Source organism: Xanthobacter albus, from assembly GCF_043194895.2.
Classification (GTDB): domain Bacteria; phylum Pseudomonadota; class Alphaproteobacteria; order Rhizobiales; family Xanthobacteraceae; genus Xanthobacter.
The window spans coordinates 2,435,586-2,453,759 of the sequence record NZ_CM195532.1 but is presented as its reverse complement, the minus strand read 5'-3'; the positions used below and the strand labels follow the sequence as shown (position 1 = coordinate 2,453,759).

14 protein-coding genes are annotated in these 18,174 nt (G+C 68.6%); 6 read left to right on the top strand and 8 right to left on the bottom strand.

The window, feature by feature from the left end; all coding sequences use genetic code 11:
- Window positions 1-436: 436 nt before the first annotated feature.
- The 4 genes from uvrA (at window position 437) to V5F75_RS10850 (ending at window position 7,123) form a co-directional block, all read left to right on the top strand.
- Window positions 437-3,547 (top strand): excinuclease ABC subunit UvrA, encoded by a 3,111-nt coding sequence (gene uvrA / locus V5F75_RS10865; RefSeq protein ID WP_394036167.1) that lies wholly within the window; start codon window positions 437-439, stop codon window positions 3,545-3,547.
- A 668-nt stretch (window positions 3,548-4,215) separates the two neighbouring features.
- Window positions 4,216-4,380: a DUF1127 domain-containing protein gene (locus V5F75_RS10860; RefSeq protein WP_393987273.1), complete on the top strand. Its 165-nt coding sequence runs from the start codon at window positions 4,216-4,218 to the stop codon at window positions 4,378-4,380.
- Between the two features lie 229 nt (window positions 4,381-4,609).
- Window positions 4,610-6,010 carry a methylenetetrahydrofolate--tRNA-(uracil(54)-C(5))-methyltransferase (FADH(2)-oxidizing) TrmFO gene (gene trmFO / locus V5F75_RS10855; protein WP_394036165.1) on the top strand — a complete coding sequence of 467 codons (1,401 nt, stop codon included), beginning with the start codon at window positions 4,610-4,612 and terminating at the stop codon, window positions 6,008-6,010.
- A gap of 9 nt (window positions 6,011-6,019) precedes the next feature.
- The gene (locus tag V5F75_RS10850) at window positions 6,020-7,123 is read left to right on the top strand and encodes a serine/threonine protein kinase (protein WP_394036163.1); all 1,104 of its coding nucleotides are present in this window, start codon (window positions 6,020-6,022) and stop codon (window positions 7,121-7,123) included.
- A 104-nt stretch (window positions 7,124-7,227) separates the two neighbouring features.
- Here the strand turns inward: V5F75_RS10850 and V5F75_RS10845 are convergent, their stop codons facing one another.
- From V5F75_RS10845 to V5F75_RS10815, 7 genes are all read right to left on the bottom strand, one after another.
- Window positions 7,228-8,136: a phytoene/squalene synthase family protein gene (locus tag V5F75_RS10845; RefSeq protein ID WP_394036161.1), complete on the bottom strand. Its 909-nt coding sequence runs from the start codon at window positions 8,134-8,136 to the stop codon at window positions 7,228-7,230.
- Window positions 8,137-8,313: 177 nt separating this feature from the next.
- Entirely contained in the window at window positions 8,314-8,694 is a 381-nt protein-coding gene (locus V5F75_RS10840) for an Mth938-like domain-containing protein (protein WP_394036159.1), read from the bottom strand.
- A 75-nt stretch (window positions 8,695-8,769) separates the two neighbouring features.
- A complete protein-coding gene (gene secF, locus V5F75_RS10835) occupies window positions 8,770-9,900 on the bottom strand; it encodes a protein translocase subunit SecF (protein ID WP_394036157.1) in 1,131 nt (376 codons plus the stop codon).
- Window positions 9,901-9,913: 13 nt separating this feature from the next.
- Window positions 9,914-11,521 (bottom strand): protein translocase subunit SecD, encoded by a 1,608-nt coding sequence (gene secD / locus V5F75_RS10830; protein WP_394036155.1) that lies wholly within the window; start codon window positions 11,519-11,521, stop codon window positions 9,914-9,916.
- An 18-nt stretch (window positions 11,522-11,539) separates the two neighbouring features.
- Window positions 11,540-11,887, bottom strand: coding sequence for a preprotein translocase subunit YajC (gene yajC, locus V5F75_RS10825; RefSeq protein WP_393987266.1), 348 nt, complete (start codon window positions 11,885-11,887; stop codon window positions 11,540-11,542).
- 239 nt (window positions 11,888-12,126) lie between these two features.
- Complete coding sequence (locus V5F75_RS10820; protein WP_394036153.1) at window positions 12,127-13,362, bottom strand: alpha/beta hydrolase; 1,236 nt, start codon at window positions 13,360-13,362, stop codon at window positions 12,127-12,129.
- Window positions 13,363-13,497: 135 nt separating this feature from the next.
- Window positions 13,498-14,118 carry a protein-L-isoaspartate(D-aspartate) O-methyltransferase gene (locus V5F75_RS10815; protein ID WP_509212057.1) on the bottom strand — a complete coding sequence of 207 codons (621 nt, stop codon included), beginning with the start codon at window positions 14,116-14,118 and terminating at the stop codon, window positions 13,498-13,500.
- 162 nt (window positions 14,119-14,280) lie between these two features.
- Here V5F75_RS10815 and recG point away from each other — a divergent pair, with 162 nt between their 5' ends.
- Window positions 14,281-16,374, top strand: coding sequence for an ATP-dependent DNA helicase RecG (gene recG, locus V5F75_RS10810; RefSeq protein ID WP_394036149.1), 2,094 nt, complete (start codon window positions 14,281-14,283; stop codon window positions 16,372-16,374).
- Window positions 16,375-16,567: 193 nt separating this feature from the next.
- On the top strand, window positions 16,568-16,948 hold the full coding sequence (locus V5F75_RS10805) for a YbaN family protein (protein ID WP_394036147.1): 381 nt from the start codon (window positions 16,568-16,570) through the stop codon (window positions 16,946-16,948).
- 11 nt (window positions 16,949-16,959) lie between these two features.
- Here the strand turns inward: V5F75_RS10805 and V5F75_RS10800 are convergent, their stop codons facing one another.
- Window positions 16,960-18,123, bottom strand: coding sequence for a GGDEF domain-containing protein (locus V5F75_RS10800; protein WP_394036145.1), 1,164 nt, complete (start codon window positions 18,121-18,123; stop codon window positions 16,960-16,962).
- Between the last annotated feature and the right edge of the window lie 51 nt (window positions 18,124-18,174).

Below are 18,174 nucleotides of genomic sequence, written 5' to 3'. Positions count from 1 at the left end.
CGCACCCTAGCCGGCATGCCGCGACATGCGAGGCCCAACCCATGTTGTCCACCGCAAAGACTTGGCGCCACCTCAAGCCCCGAACCAGGAACCATACCCACAGCAGACCGGCGCGTCGACGCTTGTTCTTGTTACGTTCTATTCAACCAATCCCGCCCAGGCAAGCGTCATTTTTCACGCAGCCCTTGAATTTTTGACTCGCACCACATTTAAGTTCTCGATATGTTCCCTTCCGCAATGCAAACGCTGCACTAAATTCGAGCCGTGGCCATGAGTGAAACTCCCGAGGCGGAATGGGCGAGCGATACGCGCACACCTGAGGTTGCCGCCCGTTCTTCCGGTTTCTGTATGACCCTCACCCGCGTCTCGCCGATGGCGGTCGCCTCCCTGCCCTGAATGTTTCGCGCCGGCGCCTGGCCGCGCGTGGTTGGATTTCATGTCGGATCGCGCTTCTTCCCTCAGGGGTACGGCCCCTTCTGCATCGCCCGTGTCCGAGACCGCCGATCGGACAGCGGGGCGGCGGGACGCTCGCACGCTCTCCGTCCGCGGCGCGCGCGAGCACAATCTGAAGAATGTGGACCTAGACGTTCCGCGCGATGCGCTGGTGGTGTTCACCGGCCTGTCTGGCTCGGGCAAAAGCTCGCTCGCCTTTGACACCATCTATGCCGAGGGGCAGCGCCGCTATGTGGAGAGTCTTTCCGCATACGCCCGCCAGTTCCTGGAGATGATGCAGAAGCCGGACGTGGACCAGATCGACGGCCTCTCACCGGCCATCTCCATCGAGCAGAAGACCACCTCCAAGAATCCGCGCTCCACCGTGGGGACGGTCACCGAGATCTACGACTACATGCGCCTTTTGTGGGCGCGCACCGGCGTGCCCTACTCGCCGGCCACGGGCCTGCCCATCGAGAGCCAAACCGTGTCGCAGATGGTGGACCGCACGCTCGCTTTGCCCGAGGGCACGCGGCTCTTCCTGCTCGCGCCCGTGGTGCGCGGGCGCAAGGGCGAGTACCGCAAGGAACTCGCCGAGTGGATGAAAAAGGGCTTCCAGCGGGTCAAGATCGACGGCACCTTCCACGAGATCGCGGACGCGCCCGCCCTCGACAAGAAGTTCAAGCACGATATCGACGTGGTGATAGATCGCATCGTCGTGCGCGCGGATCTTGCCCAGCGCCTCGCCGACAGCTTCGAGACCGCCCTCGCCCTTGCCGACGGCATCGCGGTCGCCGAGTTCGCGGACGAGAAGGACGAGACGGGCGCGCCGCGGCGCATCCTGTTCTCGGAGAAGTTCGCGTGCCCCGTCTCCGGCTTCACCATTCCGGAGATCGAGCCGCGCCTGTTCTCCTTCAACAATCCGTTCGGCGCCTGCCCGGCCTGCGACGGGCTTGGCGTGGAACAGACCATCGACGCCGACCTCGTGGTGCCGGACAGGATGCGTTCATTGAAGCAGGGGGCCATCGCACCCTGGGCGAAATCCACATCTCCTTACTATGGGCAGACGCTGGACGCCCTTGCCAAGCACTACCAGTTCAAGCTCAACGTGCCGTGGTGCGACCTGCCGCAGAAGGCGCGGGACGTACTGCTCTACGGCTCCGAGGGTGAGAAGATCACCTTCTCCTACAATGACGGCATGCGCGCCTACGACACGGAGAAGTCCTTCGAGGGCGTGGTGCGCAACCTGGAGCGCCGCTGGAAGGAGACCGATAGCGACTGGGCGCGCGAGGAAATCTCCAAATATTTCTCCACGGTGCCCTGCTCCGCCTGCGGCGGCTACCGGCTGAAGCCGGAAGCGCTCGCGGTGAAGGTGGCCGGCAGGCACATCGGCCAGGTGGGCGAACTTTCAGTGAAGGCCGCGGCGCGCTGGTTCGAGGCGCTGCCGGGCGAGCTGACGGACAAGCAGAACGAGATCGCCGGGCGCATCCTGAAGGAGATCCGCGAGCGGTTGCGGTTCCTGCTGGACGTGGGCCTCGAATATCTCACCCTGGCGCGCGCCTCCGGCACGCTCTCGGGCGGGGAGAGCCAGCGCATCCGCCTCGCCTCACAGATCGGCTCGGGCCTCACCGGCGTGCTCTATGTGCTGGACGAGCCCTCCATCGGCCTCCACCAGCGCGACAATGCGCGCCTGCTGGAGACGCTCAAGCACCTGCGGGATCTCGGCAACACCGTGATCGTGGTGGAGCATGACGAGGATGCCATCCTCGCCGCCGACTATGTGGTGGATGTCGGACCCGGCGCCGGCATTCACGGCGGGCGCATCGTCTCCCAGGGCACGCCGGCGGAGATCCTCGCCGATCCCGCCTCGCTCACCGGACGCTATCTCTCCGGCGCGCTCAGCGTCGGCGTGCCGGCGCGGCGGGCGCCCGATCCCAAGCGGATGCTCCGTCTCGTGGGTGCGCGCGGGAACAACCTGAAGAACGTGACCGCCGAGATCCCGCTCGGCCTGTTCACGGCCATCACCGGCGTTTCCGGCGGCGGCAAGTCCACGCTGCTGCTGGAAACGCTCTACAAGGCGGTGGCCCGCCGCCTCAACGGCGCCAGCGAGGCTCCGGCCCCGTTCGACCGTCTGGAAGGGCTGGAGCACCTCGACAAGGTCATCGACATCGATCAGTCGCCCATCGGCCGCACGCCGCGCTCCAATCCCGCCACCTATACCGGAGCCTTCACGCCCATCCGCGAGTGGTTCGCCGGCCTGCCGGAGGCCAAGGCGCGCGGCTACGGGGCCGGGCGCTTCTCCTTCAATGTGAAGGGCGGACGCTGCGAGGCATGCCAGGGCGACGGCGTCATCAAGATCGAGATGCACTTCCTGCCGGATGTGTATGTCACCTGCGACGTCTGCAAGGGCAAGCGCTACAATCGCGAGACGCTGGAGGTCAGCTTCAAGAACAAGTCCATTGCCGACGTGCTGGACATGACGGTGGAAGAGGGCGCGCAGTTCTTCAAGGCGGTGCCTTCCGTGCGCGAGAAGCTGGAGACGCTGGAGCGCGTGGGCCTCGACTATGTGAAGGTCGGCCAGCAGGCGACCACTCTTTCCGGCGGTGAGGCGCAGCGGGTGAAGCTCTCCAAGGAGCTGTCCCGCCGCGCCACCGGGCGCACGCTCTACATCCTCGACGAGCCCACCACGGGTCTGCACTTCCATGACGTGAAGAAGCTGCTGGAGGTGCTGCACGAGCTGGTGGAGCAGGGCAACACAGTGGTGGTGATCGAGCACAATCTGGAGGTCATCAAGACCGCCGACTGGGTGATCGACCTCGGCCCCGAAGGGGGCGATGGCGGCGGCGAGATCGTCGCGGCCGGCACGCCCGAGGCGGTGGCCGCCAGCCCGCGCTCCCACACCGGGCGCTTCCTGGCCGAGGTGCTGGAGCGCCGCCCCAATCCCGATGCGGCGAAAGTGGTCACGGCGGCGACGCGCCCCGGCTCCAAGACGGCGGGCAAGCCGCGTGACACTGAGGCCAGGACCGATGCCGCACCGGCGGAAGCCACCGCTTCGGAGGATTCGGAGCAGGCGAGCGCCCGCCCCTCCCGGCGGCGCATCCGCCGGACATCATGAGGCGCCGGGCCCGCTGAGGACAAGACACACGGGAAGGCCTTCGGGAGGGGTTGGTGGCGCCGGCCAAGCCTGCCCGTGCGCCGCCTCTTGGCGACCATCATCGGGAAGGTCGGGCAAGCCGCCTTTTGCAGCGCCCTCCATCAAACTCGCCTCACCGGAAGGTTCACCTGATACCACCAGCTCCACGCCCTGACCGAAGCTGGGTGTGTATCATTCAAACGCCCGGCGGGCTTGAGCAAAGACCATGAGGCAGGCGCATAGGCCGTTGCCATGACCGCGTGCACGCGGTCGCCGCTTCGCTCGACTATGCCGTCAGATGGAAACCGCAGATTCACCATGGCGAGCTGCCCCCATGGGTGGGTGCGCATTCACGCCGGTGCCCGGCTTCGCCATTCCCTGAATGGGCCGAGCGCGGAAGCGGCAGGTGGCGGCAAGGCAGCGATCAAGATATGAGCATGACGCTCACATCATAGGCGCATATCACTGCAACACATTGCGCTTGCTGCATTCATGAAAAGGGCCGCACGACGACTTCTGCATGTGACTTACGCATTGCTGCAATGCAGCGTCCCCCATTTTCCGATGTGTGGACCGCGTCTATGTTCACGGCAACCATCGGGGCGCGCCCTGCGGCGCCAGCCCCGGAAGAGTATCCAAGGAGATCAATCATGTTTCTCTGGGGCCTTCTTGCGCGCCAGATCCGTCGTTGGCAGGTCTACAACCGCACCGTGACCGAGCTGTCCGAGCTCGATGACCGCAGTCTTGCCGACATCAATGTCGCCCGCAGCGAGATCCGCGCCCTGGCGCGCGAGGCATCTCTTCGCGCCGCCTGATCCGGCACGACACGTCGTTCCTGTCACGCAGATGGCCCCGCACCGGGGCCATTTTCGTTTTTGCAACCGTGCGCGAGGCCCATATTCGTGCCGCGCCGCCGCCCACGGTGTCTGTGGGCTTGAAGCCGGCTTCCCGCCTGTGGCACACACGCCGCTCTGCGTGCCCGCCGGCGGTTTTCCCTGCGACGGCGCGGCGCGCGTTTCCCGCCACGCAAAAGGAGAAGGGCGCATGGAAGCCGTTCATGTGATCGGCGCCGGGCTCGCCGGTTCGGAGGCCGCCTGGCAGCTGGCCCAGCGGGGCGTGCCGGTGGTGCTGCACGAGATGCGCCCCCTGCGCTCCACCGAGGCGCACCAGACCGACGGCTGCGCCGAGCTCGTCTGCTCCAACTCCTTCCGCTCCGACGATCCGCAGGGCAATGCCGTGGGCGTGCTCCACGCCGAGCTGCGCCGCGCCGGCTCGCTCATCCTTTCCGCCGCCGACGCCCACCAGGTGCCCGCCGGCGGCGCGCTGGCGGTGGACCGGGAAGGCTTCTCGCAGGCCGTCACCCGCGCCCTCGCCGAGCACCCCCTCATCGAGATGCGGCGCGAAGAGATCAGCGCCCTGCCGCCGGCCGAGTGGGACAAGGTCATCATCGCCACCGGCCCCCTCACCTCCCCGGATCTGGCTGCCGCGGTGCTGGAGCGCACGGGCGAGGATGCGCTCGCCTTTTTCGACGCCATCGCCCCCATCGTCCACTTCGATAGCATCGACATGGAGAAGGCGTGGTTCCAGTCCCGCTACGACAAGGTGGGCCCCGGCGGTACCGGCGCGGACTACATCAACTGCCCTCTCGACGAGGATGCGTACAACGCCTTCGTGGATGCGCTGCTCGCCGGCGAGAAGGCGCCCCTGCGCGATTTCGAGCGCAAGACCCCCTATTTCGACGGCTGCCTGCCCATCGAGGTCATGGCGGAGCGCGGGCGGGAAACCCTGCGCTTCGGCCCCATGAAGCCGGTGGGCCTCACCAATCCGCACACCCCCGGCGTGAAGCCCTATGCGGTGGTGCAGCTGCGCCAGGACAACAAGCTGGGCACACTTTATAATATGGTGGGCTTCCAGACGAAGCTGAAGCACGGCGAGCAGGCCCGCGTCTTTCGCACCATTCCCGGTCTGGAGCGGGCGGAGTTCGCGCGGCTGGGCGGCCTGCACCGCAACACCTATCTCAATTCCCCGCGCCTCCTGGACAAGACCCTGTGCCTGAAAGCGGAGCCGCGCCTGCGCTTCGCCGGGCAGATCACCGGGTGCGAGGGCTATGTGGAAAGCGCGGCCGTGGGGCTGCTGGCCGGGCGCTTCGCCGCCGCCGAACGGCGCGGCGAGAGCGTAGTGCCGCCGCCCCCCACGACGGCGCTGGGCGCGCTGCTCGGCCACATCACCGGTGGGCACCTGGAGGCGGAGGGCGAGGGCCCGCGCTCGTTCCAGCCCATGAATGTCAATTTCGGCCTGTTCCCGCCCCTGGCGGAGGCCCCGAAGGGCGAAGGCGGCAAGCGGCTGCGCGGCGCCGAGAAGGCGCTCGCCAAGAAGAAGGCGCTCGCGGCCCGCGCCCTCGCCGATGTGGCGGCGTGGCTCGACTCCACGGCCGCGGCGGCTTAAGAGGCGGACATGGCGCGCACCATTCGTCCCGTTCCGCCCGTGGAATACCATGCCGACCCGTCCCGCTTCGTGGTGGACACGGTGCTGAAGCGCGACGTGTTCTCCGTGGTGGAGCGCGGCACCTGGACCGACTCCGCCGGACGCGCATGGCCGGCCGTGCGCCGGTGCTGGAACGAGGTTTCGCCCTGGCTCGCGCTGCTGGCGCGCCAGCTTGCGCACCACGAGGTGAAGGCGCTGGAGCAGGTGACGCGCACCGGCGTCACCACGCCGCTGCTGGCGGTGGGCCACCGCTTCCTCGTGCGCGGGTGGATCGAGGGCGTGCCGCTGCAGATCGCCCGCCCTGTGGGTGACAGCCATTTCTTCCATTCCGCGCGCAAGGCGCTGCGCACCCTGAACGCCGCCGGCTATGTTCACAACGATCTCGCCAAGCAGCAGAACTGGCTGCGCGGGGCGGACGGCGAAGCCTGGCTCATGGACTTCCAGCTCGCCCTGCCCATCAGCCGGCGCTGGAAGCTCGGCCGTGTGCTCGCCTATGAGGACCTGCGCCACCTGCTGAAGCACAAGCGCACATATTGCCCCGACGAGCTGACCGCGCGCGAGAAGGCGATGCTCGCCAAGAAGAGCGTGCCCACCCGGGTGTGGATGGCCACCGGTAAGAAGGTGTACCGCTTCGTCACGCGGCGCCTGCTCTCTTATTCGGATACCGAGGGGCGCGGGCCGCGCGTGACGCAGGTGGGGCCGCGCATCATCGCCGCCTTGAAGGAGCATCCGGCGGTCGCCGACGCGCACATGGCCGATTTCCAGACCCTGGGCGGCAAGGTGGGCCTCTACGCCTTCGTGGAGCCACGCGGACCCGTGACTGTGGAGGATCTGCGCGCCCACCTCGCACGCGCGCTGCCGGACCGGCCCCACCTTGACCATCTCCAGATCGTACCGGCCCTGCCGCGGGCCGCCGATGGCGCCGTGCGCGACGACCTGCTGCTGCTGATCGCCCGCAACCAGATCGAGATGCTGGAGGCGCTCGCCGGCTCCCAGGCGATGAGCGCCCAGGTGGCGGAGATCGCTCGCGCGCGCCTCAACCTCACCGACCGCATCACCCGCCCCGCCGCCTGAGGGCGAGCGGAGGGCGGGTCCCTCATGAGGCGGGCCCCGCCCGCGCACGGAAGAGACTCCAAGGGTCCTCCGCACAGTGTCGGAGCGGGGCACCCGCCTTTTTGTCACGCGCCCTTCACCCAGCTTTTGCCTGCGGCCGCCCGCCGCGCTGCCCGCCACAGGGCGAAGGTTCGCCAAAGGGGCGCGAGGCCTGCGATCTCACGGAACGGGTCGCGCACCCGCCCCAGCGCCTTCAGGTCCCCCGGCACCAGAGCCAGCGGTAAGTAGGGCGCGGCGAGCGCCTTGCGCGCGACGGGTGACAGCCCCGCGAGCGCGCCGCCGGCGAGGGCCAGATGGCGCCCTGCCTCCGCGCGCAGGTCGGCAAGCACATGCCGCAGCCGCTGCAAATCCCGCGCGCCCAGAACCGCCTCCCGATCAAGCCCGTGACGCACGAGGAGATCAAGGGGCAGGAAGCACTGGCCCCGGCCCGCATGGATGGGAAAGGCGCGCATCAGCCCGGTGAACGCGACGGCGACCCCGCCGTGCCCCGAGGCTTCCGCCGCCGCGCCAGCCGCACCGGGCGCGAGCATCATGGCGGAAAGCTGAAGCAACGCCCCCGCCGTCTCGCCCGCATAGCCCTCCAGGTCGGTGAGGCTTGGCATGGGATCGTCGTAGAGATCGAAGATACGCGCATCGATGAGATTGATGAGGCTCGCTGTCGGCAGGCCGAAGCGCGAAACCGTATCGAGCAGCGCGTGGGCTACGGGGTGGGCCTCCACCGCGCCGCGCCCCTCGCCCGCGATGGTCTCGCGCCACCAGGCGAGACGTACCTCGCCCGGCAGTGGCTCGCGCACCAGCTCGCGCACCCGCGCCACATCGAGATTGAAGGCGTAGAGGGCGAGCAGATGCCGGCGCACCGGCTCCGGCGCGAACAGGGCGGCCAGGAACCGGTCGCGATCCTGGGCACGCACCAGATCGGCGCAGTGGGCATAGGCCGCGTCGAGGCGGCCGGCGGATGAGGCTTCGGCAGACATCGCCGTTGGATACGCCGAGAGACAGTCCGCCGCCAAGGGCGAATGGAACAGCTCGAAGCCGGCGGAGACGCGCCCTTCCAGATGACCTCGCCGTTGCGCCGAAGCGCCACGCACCAGCTGCAGCTTTCCGAAGCCGGCCAGAGAGCCCGCCGCCCGGTGCACCGGAAGCGCTGGCCGCTACAGTGCGATCAGCGCCGCACCCACCGGCCGCCCCTCTTCCAGGAGGACATTGTAGGTGGACGCCGCCGCGCCCGTGGGCATCAGCTCGAAGCGCAGGCCCGCGTCGCGCAGGAGCTGCTTCAATGACTCTCTCAAATGGGCAGGGTCGCGGCCGGTGCCGATAAAGAGCAGCTCGAAGGCGCCCGCCTCCGCGAGGATGGGCGCGAACGCCGCTGCATCCAGTTCTCCCCAGGTCTTCGCCGCCCAAGGCCGCAGCCCGGAGGGCAGCGCCAACAGCGAACCGGAATGGGACATACCTGCGAAATGAAAGAAGTTCGCCCCATATCCGTCTATGGGCACCTGCCGCGGGAGAAAGGGCTCATCCGGCCGCACGCTCATGGCTCAGCTCCCGATTGACCCGGCGCGCACCCGCCGCGCCGAGCCGCCATGGCCCGGTGAACGCGGCGGTGCGGCTTAGCCGCGCCGCCTGCCGCCCTTTGGACCGCTCTTGGCGCCGCCGCCCTTGCCAGCCCTGCCACCCGGCTTGCCGGAGGCCTGGCCCGGAGCTTTCGCCGGCACCGGGGCGGACTTGCCCTCCGCAGTCTCCTCCGCCTCGATGAACTCGGCCGCCTCTTCCACGTCGAGCACATCCTCCGGCTCCAGCGGGCCGGCGACAGCGGCAGGCTTCGCCTCCTCCTTCGGCTCCACCGTGCTCGCCCGCAGGCCCAGGTGGATGAGGATGGGCGCGGCGACGCAGATGGTGGAATAGGTGCCGATCACCACACCCACCGTCATGGCCAGGGAGAAGCCGCGCAGCACCTCGCCGCCAAAGAAGTACAGGGCGAGCGTCGCGAAGAAGGTGGTGGTGGACACGATGATCGTGCGCGAGAAGGTCGCGTTCACCGCCGTATCCAGCAGTTCCGGCAGCGGCATTTTCTTGTAGCGCCGCAGCATCTCGCGGATGCGGTCATACACCACCACCGTGTCGTTGAGCGAATAGCCCATGATGGTGAGGATGGCCGCAATGGACGTGAGATCGAAATCGATCCCCAGCAGCGAATAGATCATCAGCGTGACGAAGATGTCGTGCATCGTCGTCACGATGGCGCCCACCGCGAACTGCCACTCGAAGCGGAACCAGAGATAGGCGAGCACCGCCGCCGCGCCCAGCACCATGGCGAGGATGGACTGGCGCACCAGCTCGCCCGAGACGCTCGGCCCCACCGTCTCCACGCGGCGGATCGTGTAGTCCGGCCCAAGCGCGTTCTTGACGTCGTTGACGATGGCCTGCTGCGCCTGCTCGTTCTCGCCCACATGGCCGAGGCGGATCAGCACGTCCCGCGGGGAACCGAACTCCTGGATCTGAACATCGCCGATCTCGATGTCGATCAGGTGCTCGCGCAGGGCGCCGACATCCGCCGCGGACTGCGAGGTCTGCGCCTCGATCAGCGTGCCGCCGCGGAAGTCGATGCCAAGGTTGAACCCCACGGTCACGAACAGGACCACGGCGAACAGGGACATGGCCGCCGAGAAGGGGAAGCTGAAGCGGCGCAGCTTCATGAACCCGATATGGGTGTGCGCCGGGATATAGTCGATCAAAGGCATGGGCGGCGCACCTTCAAATGGGCAGCTTCGCCGGGCGCTGCCACTTCACCCACCATGCGATCATCAGGCGGGTGAGGGTGTAGGCCGTGAACATGGTGGTGAGAAGGCCGAGGATGTAGGTGACGGCGAAGCCGCGCACCGGACCCGACCCGCCCATGAGGAACAGTATGGCGGCTGTGGCGAGCGAAGTGACGTTGGCGTCGAGGATGGTGCCGAGCGCGTTCACGAATCCCTTGTCGATGGCGGAAATGGCGGCCCGCCCCTCGCGCGCTTCGTCGCGGATGCGCTCGAAGATCACGACGTTGGAATCCACCGCCATGCCGATGGTGAGCACGACGCCGGCGATGCCCGGCAGGGTCAGCGTGGCCCCGAGCAGGGACTGGAGCGCGAACATGAGGGTGACATGAACGGCCAGAGCGATCAGTGCGAACACGCCGAACAGGCCGTAGACCGCGATCATGAAGACGGCCACGAGACCTGCGGCCACATAGGCGGCCACCTTGCCGGACTCGATGGAATCGGCGCCGAGGCTCGGGCCCACGGTGCGCTCCTCCACCACCTTCAAGGGCGCCGGCAGCGCGCCGGCCCGCAGCAGGATGGCGAGATCATTGGCCTGCTGCACCGTGAAGGAGCCGGAGATCTGGCCCGAACCGCCGAGGATGGGCTCGCGGATCACGGGGGCCGAGATCACCTGGTTGTCGAGCACGATGGCGAAGGGCCGGCCCACCGCATCCTGGGTGGTGGCGGCGAAGCGCCGGGCGCCGTTGGAATTGAAGCGGAAGGAGACGATGGGCTCGCGGGACTGGGGATCGAAGCCCGGCTGGGCGTCCACCAGATCCTCGCCGGAGACGCGGACCTGCTTCTCGACGAGATAGGGCCGGCCGTCCTGGCCGTAGAGCACATCGGAATCCGGCGGCGCGCGGCCCTCGAGCGCCTGCTCGGGCGAGACGGACTGATCCACCATGCGGAACGAAAGCTTGGCGGTCTGGCCCAGAAGCGCCTTCAGGCGCTGGGGGTCCTGCAGGCCGGGCACCTGCACCAGGATGCGGGTGAGGCCCTGGCGCTGGATGTTCGGCTCCACCGTTCCGAGCTGGTCGATACGACGGCGGATGATCTCGATGGACTGGTCCACCGCCGAGCGCATGCGCGCGTCGAGCCCGGCCTGGGTAAGCTGCAGCGTGATGGCCCCTTCGGCGCCGGAGGAGACGGTGAGATCCATCTCGCTGCTGGAGCTGCCGAACATGGCATTGGTGACGGGCGCGGCGAGCTTGCGCAGCTCGACGAGGGCCTTGTCCATGTCCGCGGGGTCGCGCAGGCGCAGGGTGATAGTGGTGTCTCGAACGGCGAGGTTGCTGTAGCCGATCTTCTGATCGCGCAGCACACGCCGCACCTCGTCACGCATCTGCTCGGCGCGTTCCTTGCGCAGCGCCGCGCCGTCCACCTCCAGAAGGATGTGGGAGCCGCCCTGCAGGTCGAGGCCGAGCGTCACGCGGCTCGACGCCAGCCAGGTGGGCAGGTGCGCGCGCACGCTCTGCGGCAGCACGTTTGGCAGCGCGAACAGAATGCCGAGGGCGACCGTGACGAGGATCGCCGCCGTCTTGAGTCGGGAGAAATGCAGCATATCGCGCGATCTATGGAATCAGGAGGCCGCCGGCTCGTCCTTCGCCGGCTCGCCCTTGGAGCGGACGGTGGCGATCTGGGAGCGCATCTGGCGGACGCGCACGTTGTCTGCGACCTGCAGCTCGATCTCGTTCTCGTCCACCACGCGCGAGACCTTGCCGACGAGGCCGCCGGCGGTGACCACCACGTCGCCGCGGCGGAGCGCGGTCACCATCTCCTGGTGCGCCTTGGCCCGCTTCTGCTGGGGGCGCAGGATCAGGAAGTACATGACCACGAAGATCAGCAGGAACGGGGCGAGCTGAATGAGCATGTCGGCCCCGCCGCCGGCAGCCGGAGCGCCCTGGGCGAAAGCAGGCGTGATGAACATTTGCGTCCTCGTTCGTCTGGGGATCGGAAGGTCGGGACCTGCCGGGGAGCGATGCCCGCCGGACGGAGCCCATGCAATGCCGGTGGCGGCGAAGCGGGCGGACTATACCCACCGCCCGGTGGTTTGCAAACGCGTCCTGAATTTCAGTGGCCAATATGACCCAGCGGAATGCGCGGACGCCGCCGCCGAAGGCTCCGGGTTCCCCCGAAACCCCTGGCGCGGGGGCGCCCGGCGCGCGCCTATTTCGCGCCCGGCACCGAAACCGCGTCGGCGCCCGAGGAGGCGGTGTCGGAGATGCTCGAGCCGAGCTGATGCATCTGAGTCGCGTAATTGTCGCGGGTGTTGGGGTCCACCACCGCCACCGGAGCGGCGATGACGAGGCCCGCCGCGGTACCCACGGTGGAGGCGGCATCGGCCGAGAACTGCACGATTCGCTCGCCCACGCCGACACGGGAATCGGTCATGGTCTGACCCTGGGCGAGGCGGGCGCCGATGGACTGCACCACCTCCGGGCTCGCCGCGAACTTGCCGTGGTTCAGCGGGTCATCGGTCTTCAGCTTGGTCAGGTCGAGCACGGTGATGTTGTTCTTCTCGAACTCGGTGCGGTAGGGCTCCTGGGTGGGATCCACCTGGCCGATGCGCGGCACGTCGCCCCACACCCGCTTCGACACCGCCAGCGCCTTGTCGTCCTGGGAGACGAAGAGCGTGAAATTGGGCCGCGGCTCGCCGAGCTCGCTGAAGATGCCGCGGAACACATCCGAATCCACGTCGGGCGCCGCCAGCATCACGTTCTTGATCTTGGGCAGGATGCGGCCGTTGCGGATGGCCATCTGCCTGAGGGCCTCCAGCGTCACCACATTGCCCATGGAATGCGCGAGGATGGAGATCTCGCCCACGTTGGGGTCCTTCGCCATGAACGTGAGCAGGCGCTCCAGGGCATCGCGCGAATAAGAGGTGCTCTCGCGGTCGTAGCCGTAGGCAAGCAGGCTGCCGCGCGAGGGCCACGTGAACAGCACCGGCGCCACGTCCGCTCCCGAATCGTGGATGATCTGGGCGAAGCGGAACACCGCGTCGTCGAAGCGCTGGTTGTAGCCGTGCACGAACACCAGCGCCTGCCGGCCGGGCGTGCGCTTGATGCGGACGTTGAACCACTTGATGGCCTGATCCTGCGTGAGGTCCTCGACCCGGGTCGTGACGAAATCGGTGGCCGGGTTGCCGGGCACGGTCTTCGGCCACTGCACGTCGCCCGGGGCGCGGGCGCTGTCGGGCGGAATGGAGACGTCGATCTCCATGAAGGTGGGCTTGGCCCCGCGCTCACCGGTGTAAATGTCCGGCCCGTCGGTGCGCGCACGCACGGTCGCGACGGCCATGTTGACGTGCGAGGTGCCGGGCACCTCGTTGGGCACCGGAATCAGCGCCCCCGTGGGACGCCCGCCGCATGCCGCGACCACGAAGGCGACCACCAGGAACGACACGACATCGCGCCACCGAAGCGCAGCCAGGATTCGCAACGTCTCACCCCACGTCCAATGTCCCACTGTGGATAGGTGAGCGCGGGCGCCTGCGCAATCGGCCCCCGCCGGCTTTCCACCCACGCGCGCACGATTCTTCTAAAGTGTGGCCGCAGTGCCCGGAATGAGCGGCAGGAAGCGTGCCGGCATCAGCTCCCGCACCTGGTTGCCGGAGTGCTCCTTCACCACGCGCACCAGCATCTGCACCTCGTCTCCCTTGCCGATGGGCATGATGATGACGCCGCCGAACTTGAGCTGGTCGAGCAGCGCGGGCGGAATCTCGCGCGCGCAGGCGGTCACCATGATGCGATCGAACGGCGCGCGCGAGGCCATGCCCTGGATGCCGTCGCCCACATAGGCCGTGAGGTTGCGCAGCCCCAGCACCTCATAGCGCGCCACGGCTTCGGAGATGAGCGTGCGGTAGCGGTCCACCGTCACCACCCGCGCCGCCAGATGGGCGAGCACCGCCGCCTGGTAGCCCGAGCCGGTCCCCACCTCCAGCACCGCATGCTCTGCGGTGACGCCCAGAGCCTCGGTCATGGCGGCGACGAGGCTCGGCTGGGACATGGTCTGCCCGCAGGGAATGGGCAGCGAGACATCGTCATAGGCATGGGCGCGCAAATGCGGGTCCACGAACAAAGGGCGCGGCACCAGCTCCATGGCGCGCAGCACCGCCACGTCGCGGATGCCGTGCTGGCGCAGGGCCAGGATGAAAGCCATCCGCTCGGCCTTCTCGCCCTCACTGTCGGCCCCGCTGATCATCTGCCTCAACCCCCTCCGATGACCCATTGAAGGAACAGGAAATTTGGCCATATCTCAAGTTGAACTTTAACTTTAAGTTCGCATGCTACTTTAAGAAACCAGCCACCCCTCCCCTGCCCCATGCGCCCGGCTTCGCTCGATCCAGTTTTTTCTCCGCTCGACAGCCTTCCCGGCATCGGACCGAAGCTGTTGCGCCCGTTCGCGCGCCTTCTGGGGCGGGAAACGCCGCGGGTGCTGGACCTTCTGCTGCACATGCCGTCCCATTTCGTGGACCGGCGGGCCCGCCCCACCATCGCCGAGGCCATTCCGGAAGCGGATGTGACCCTCGAAGTGCAGGTGGATGGCCACCAGCACCCGCCCGAAGGCAGCCGGGCCCCGCACCGCACCTATGTTTCCGATGCCAGCGGCAGCCTCGTCGTGGCCCATTTCAAGATGGATCGCGCCCGGCTGGAGCACATGCTGCCCGTGGGCGCGACCCGCTGGCTGTGCGGCCGCGTCTCGCTCTATGACGGCATGCGCCAGATGACCCACCCCGAGCGGGTGCTGGATGCGGCGGGCCTCGCCCGCCTGCCGCCGGTGGAGCAGGTGTATCCGCTGGTGGAGGGCCTTGCGGCCGGCTACCTGCGCCGCGCCATGGAGGCCGCCCTCGGCCGGGTGCCGGAGCTCGCCGAATGGATTCCGGAGGGCGCCGCCCCCGCCGGCCGCTGGCCCGCCTTCCGCGAGGCGCTGCTGCGGCTCCACCGCCCGGCGACGCCGGAGGAGGCTGTGCCCACCGGCGCCCCCTGGCGGCGGCTCGCCTTCGACGAGCTGTTCGCCCACCAGCTCACCCTCGCCCTGGTCCGCGCGCGGGAGGAGAGGGCCGGCGGGCGCGCGACGGTGGGGGACGGCGACCTCTCGCGGCGCATCCTCGGCGCCCTGCCCTTCGCCCTTACCGGCGCGCAGCAGCAGGCGCTTTCCGCCATCCGGGCCGACCTCGCGGCCGAGACGCGCATGCTGCGGCTGCTGCAGGGCGATGTGGGCTCTGGCAAGACGGTGGTGGCCCTGCTCGCCGCCGCTACCGCCATCGAGGCTGGGCGGCAGGCGGCGCTCATGGCGCCCACCGAGATCCTCGCCCGCCAGCACCTCGAAACCATCGCGCCCCTGGCCGAGGCCGCGGGCATTCGGGTGGCGGTGCTGACGGGGCGGGAGAAGGGCAAGGCCCGCGCCGCCCTGCTCGCCGACCTCGCGGAAGGGCGCACGCAGCTCCTCATCGGCACCCATGCCCTGATCCAGGAGGACGTGGTCTTCCGCGACCTCGCCCTCGCCGTGGTGGACGAGCAGCATCGATTCGGGGTGGAGCAGCGCCTGACCCTGGCCCGCAAGGGGCACGGCGTGGATATGCTGGTGATGACCGCCACCCCCATTCCCCGCACCCTGGTGCTGACCCTGTTCGGCGACATGGACTCCTGCGAGCTGCGGGAGAAGCCGCCCGGCCGGCAGGAGGTGGATACCCGCGCCCTGCCCATGGAGCGGCTCGACGAGGTGGTGGCGGCCGTGGGCCGCGCCCTCGCCCAGGGCGCACAGGCCTATTGGATCTGCCCCCTGGTGGAGGAGAGCGAGGCGAGCGAGCTCACCTCCGTCACCGAGCGGTTCGAGGATCTGAAGGCGCATTTCGGCGGCCGGGTGGACGTGGTGCACGGGCGCATGTCCGGCACGGCGAAGGATGCCGCCATGGCGCGCTTCGCCGCCGGGGAGACGCGGCTTCTGGTCTCCACCACTGTCATCGAGGTGGGGGTGAACGTGCCCAACGCCACCTTGATGGTGATCGAGCACGCCGAGCGCTTCGGCCTCGCCCAGCTTCACCAGCTTCGCGGCCGGGTGGGGCGCGGGGAGAAGGCCTCCACCTGCCTGCTGCTCTATCGCGGCCCGCTGAGCGAGACCGCCAAGGCGCGCCTTTCCGTGCTGCGCGAGAGCCAGGACGGCTTTCGGCTGGCGGAAGAGGACCTGCGCCTGCGCGGCGAGGGCGACGTGCTGGGCACGCGCCAGAGCGGCATGCCGGGCTTCCGCATCGCCCGCATGGAGTTCCACGGGCCGGAGATGGAGGCGGCCCGCACCGCGGCGGCGGCCATGGTCCGCGCCGATCCGGATCTTGCGGGGCCGGGAGCGCAGGCGCTGCACACCCTGCTCTACCTGCACGAGCGCGATGCCGCGGTGCGCCTGCTTTCTGCGGGATGATGCCGGCGCACCGCCCCGGCCCCAAGGGTGCGCGCCCGCCTTCCCCCTTGCCGTCCGGTGGAGGAGACGGCATGGTCGCGCCATGATCGCCCCCTCCCGTCCGCCTTCCGCTTCCCCGGACCACGGCCCGGACCAGGGCTTCCCCCGCGGCGCGGCGAATGATGCCGGCGCACGGGCGGCGCGGCGCCGGCGCATGGATGCTCGCGCTCTGCGGGCGGAGCTTTACCGGCGGGTACTGTTCGGTGCCGGCGTGGTGTTCCTGGCGATCGGGTGCATCGGCATGGTGGTGCCCATGATGCCGGGCACGGTGTTCCTCATCCTCGCCGCCTGGTGCTTCACCCGCTCCTCGCCGCGCATCGAGGCGTGGCTTCTCAACCACCGCTACCTCGGCCCGAGCGTCCGCCGCTGGCAGGAGACGGGGGCCATTCCGCTGGTGGCCAAGGGGTTCGCTCTCACGAGCTTCGTCGGCTCCTTCACCGGCGCGTGGTATTTCGGGGCGCCGCAGCCGGTGCTCATCTTCCTGGCGGCGCTGTTCGCCCTGCTCACCGTATTCATCGTCACCCGGCCCAACTGAGCGCCACCGCCTCAGGCCGCGCCGGACCGGCGAGGCGCGGCGCAGACGACACGATCGCGTCCCTCGTCCTTGGCCGCATAAAGCGCGGCGTCCGCACGGGCGATCGCATCCTCGACATCATAGGGCCAGGCGAGCTCCGCGACGCCGATGCTCACCGTGACCGGCGGCAAGCCATGGTCGCCGCAGGTCGCCGTCGCCAAGCGCAGCATCTCTGCGTGCAGGCGGGCGGCGTTGAGGGCGGTGTGGTCCAGCAGCACCGCGAATTCCTCGCCCCCTATGCGCGCTGCGAGCGCCGACTGCGGCACCGTCCGCAGCACCATCTCCCCGAACGCCCGGATCACCGCATCACCCACCGCATGGCCATGGGTGTCGTTGACGGCCTTGAAGTGGTCGAGGTCGAGCAGCAGCAGCGACAACGGGCGCCGCTGCGGCGCCGCCTCGGCCAACATGCGCTCCGCCCGCAGATCGAAGCCGCGCCGGTTGGCCACGCCGGAAAGGGGGTCGGTCTCCGCGTCGGCCTGCTTTTCCACGATCACCGTCTGCAGGGCCTTGATGAGCAGCACCAGCCCGGTGGCCACCAGCAGGATGCCGGAACTGACCTGGGAAATCAGGGCGTAGGTGGAGTTGATGTAGCCCGTCGCTCCATTGCCGGTTCCCACATAGGTCGCCACCACCGCCTTGGCCGGAAAGTGCAGGGCCAGCAACGCGAACATGCCGGCGAGAAGGAAATCGCCGGCGCGCCGGGAGCTCCACTTGAGGATCACCCACACGCAGCCGCCCATCGCCAGGAAGAAGGGGGATTGATAGAGCAGCTCATAGGCTAGGCTGTTGCGGCGCAGCAGCGACAGGATCGGCATGACCGCCAGCGCATAGACCGCAACGGCCCCCACCACGGCCCAGGGCGGGCGGCGGCGATAGAACACCGCCAGCGCCGGCACCATCAGCAGCAGGCCGGTGGCAAAGCTGAAAAACACCAGGGATGCGAACGGGCGGGTCCAGCCGCTATAGGCGAGCCCCAGTTGCGCCAGGGGCGTGAACATGCCCACGCCATAGCTGGCCGCGAACCAGATCGGCGCGCGATTGCCGCGATTGAGCAAGGCGATGGCCACATAGCTCGCCGCGAACAGCAGGGCGACCGCCATGTTCATCACCAGCGCGAACCCTGCCGACTGCATCCGCCGCGACCTTCCCCTTTCGACGCCCTCCGTTCCGCGCGGAGCACGAGG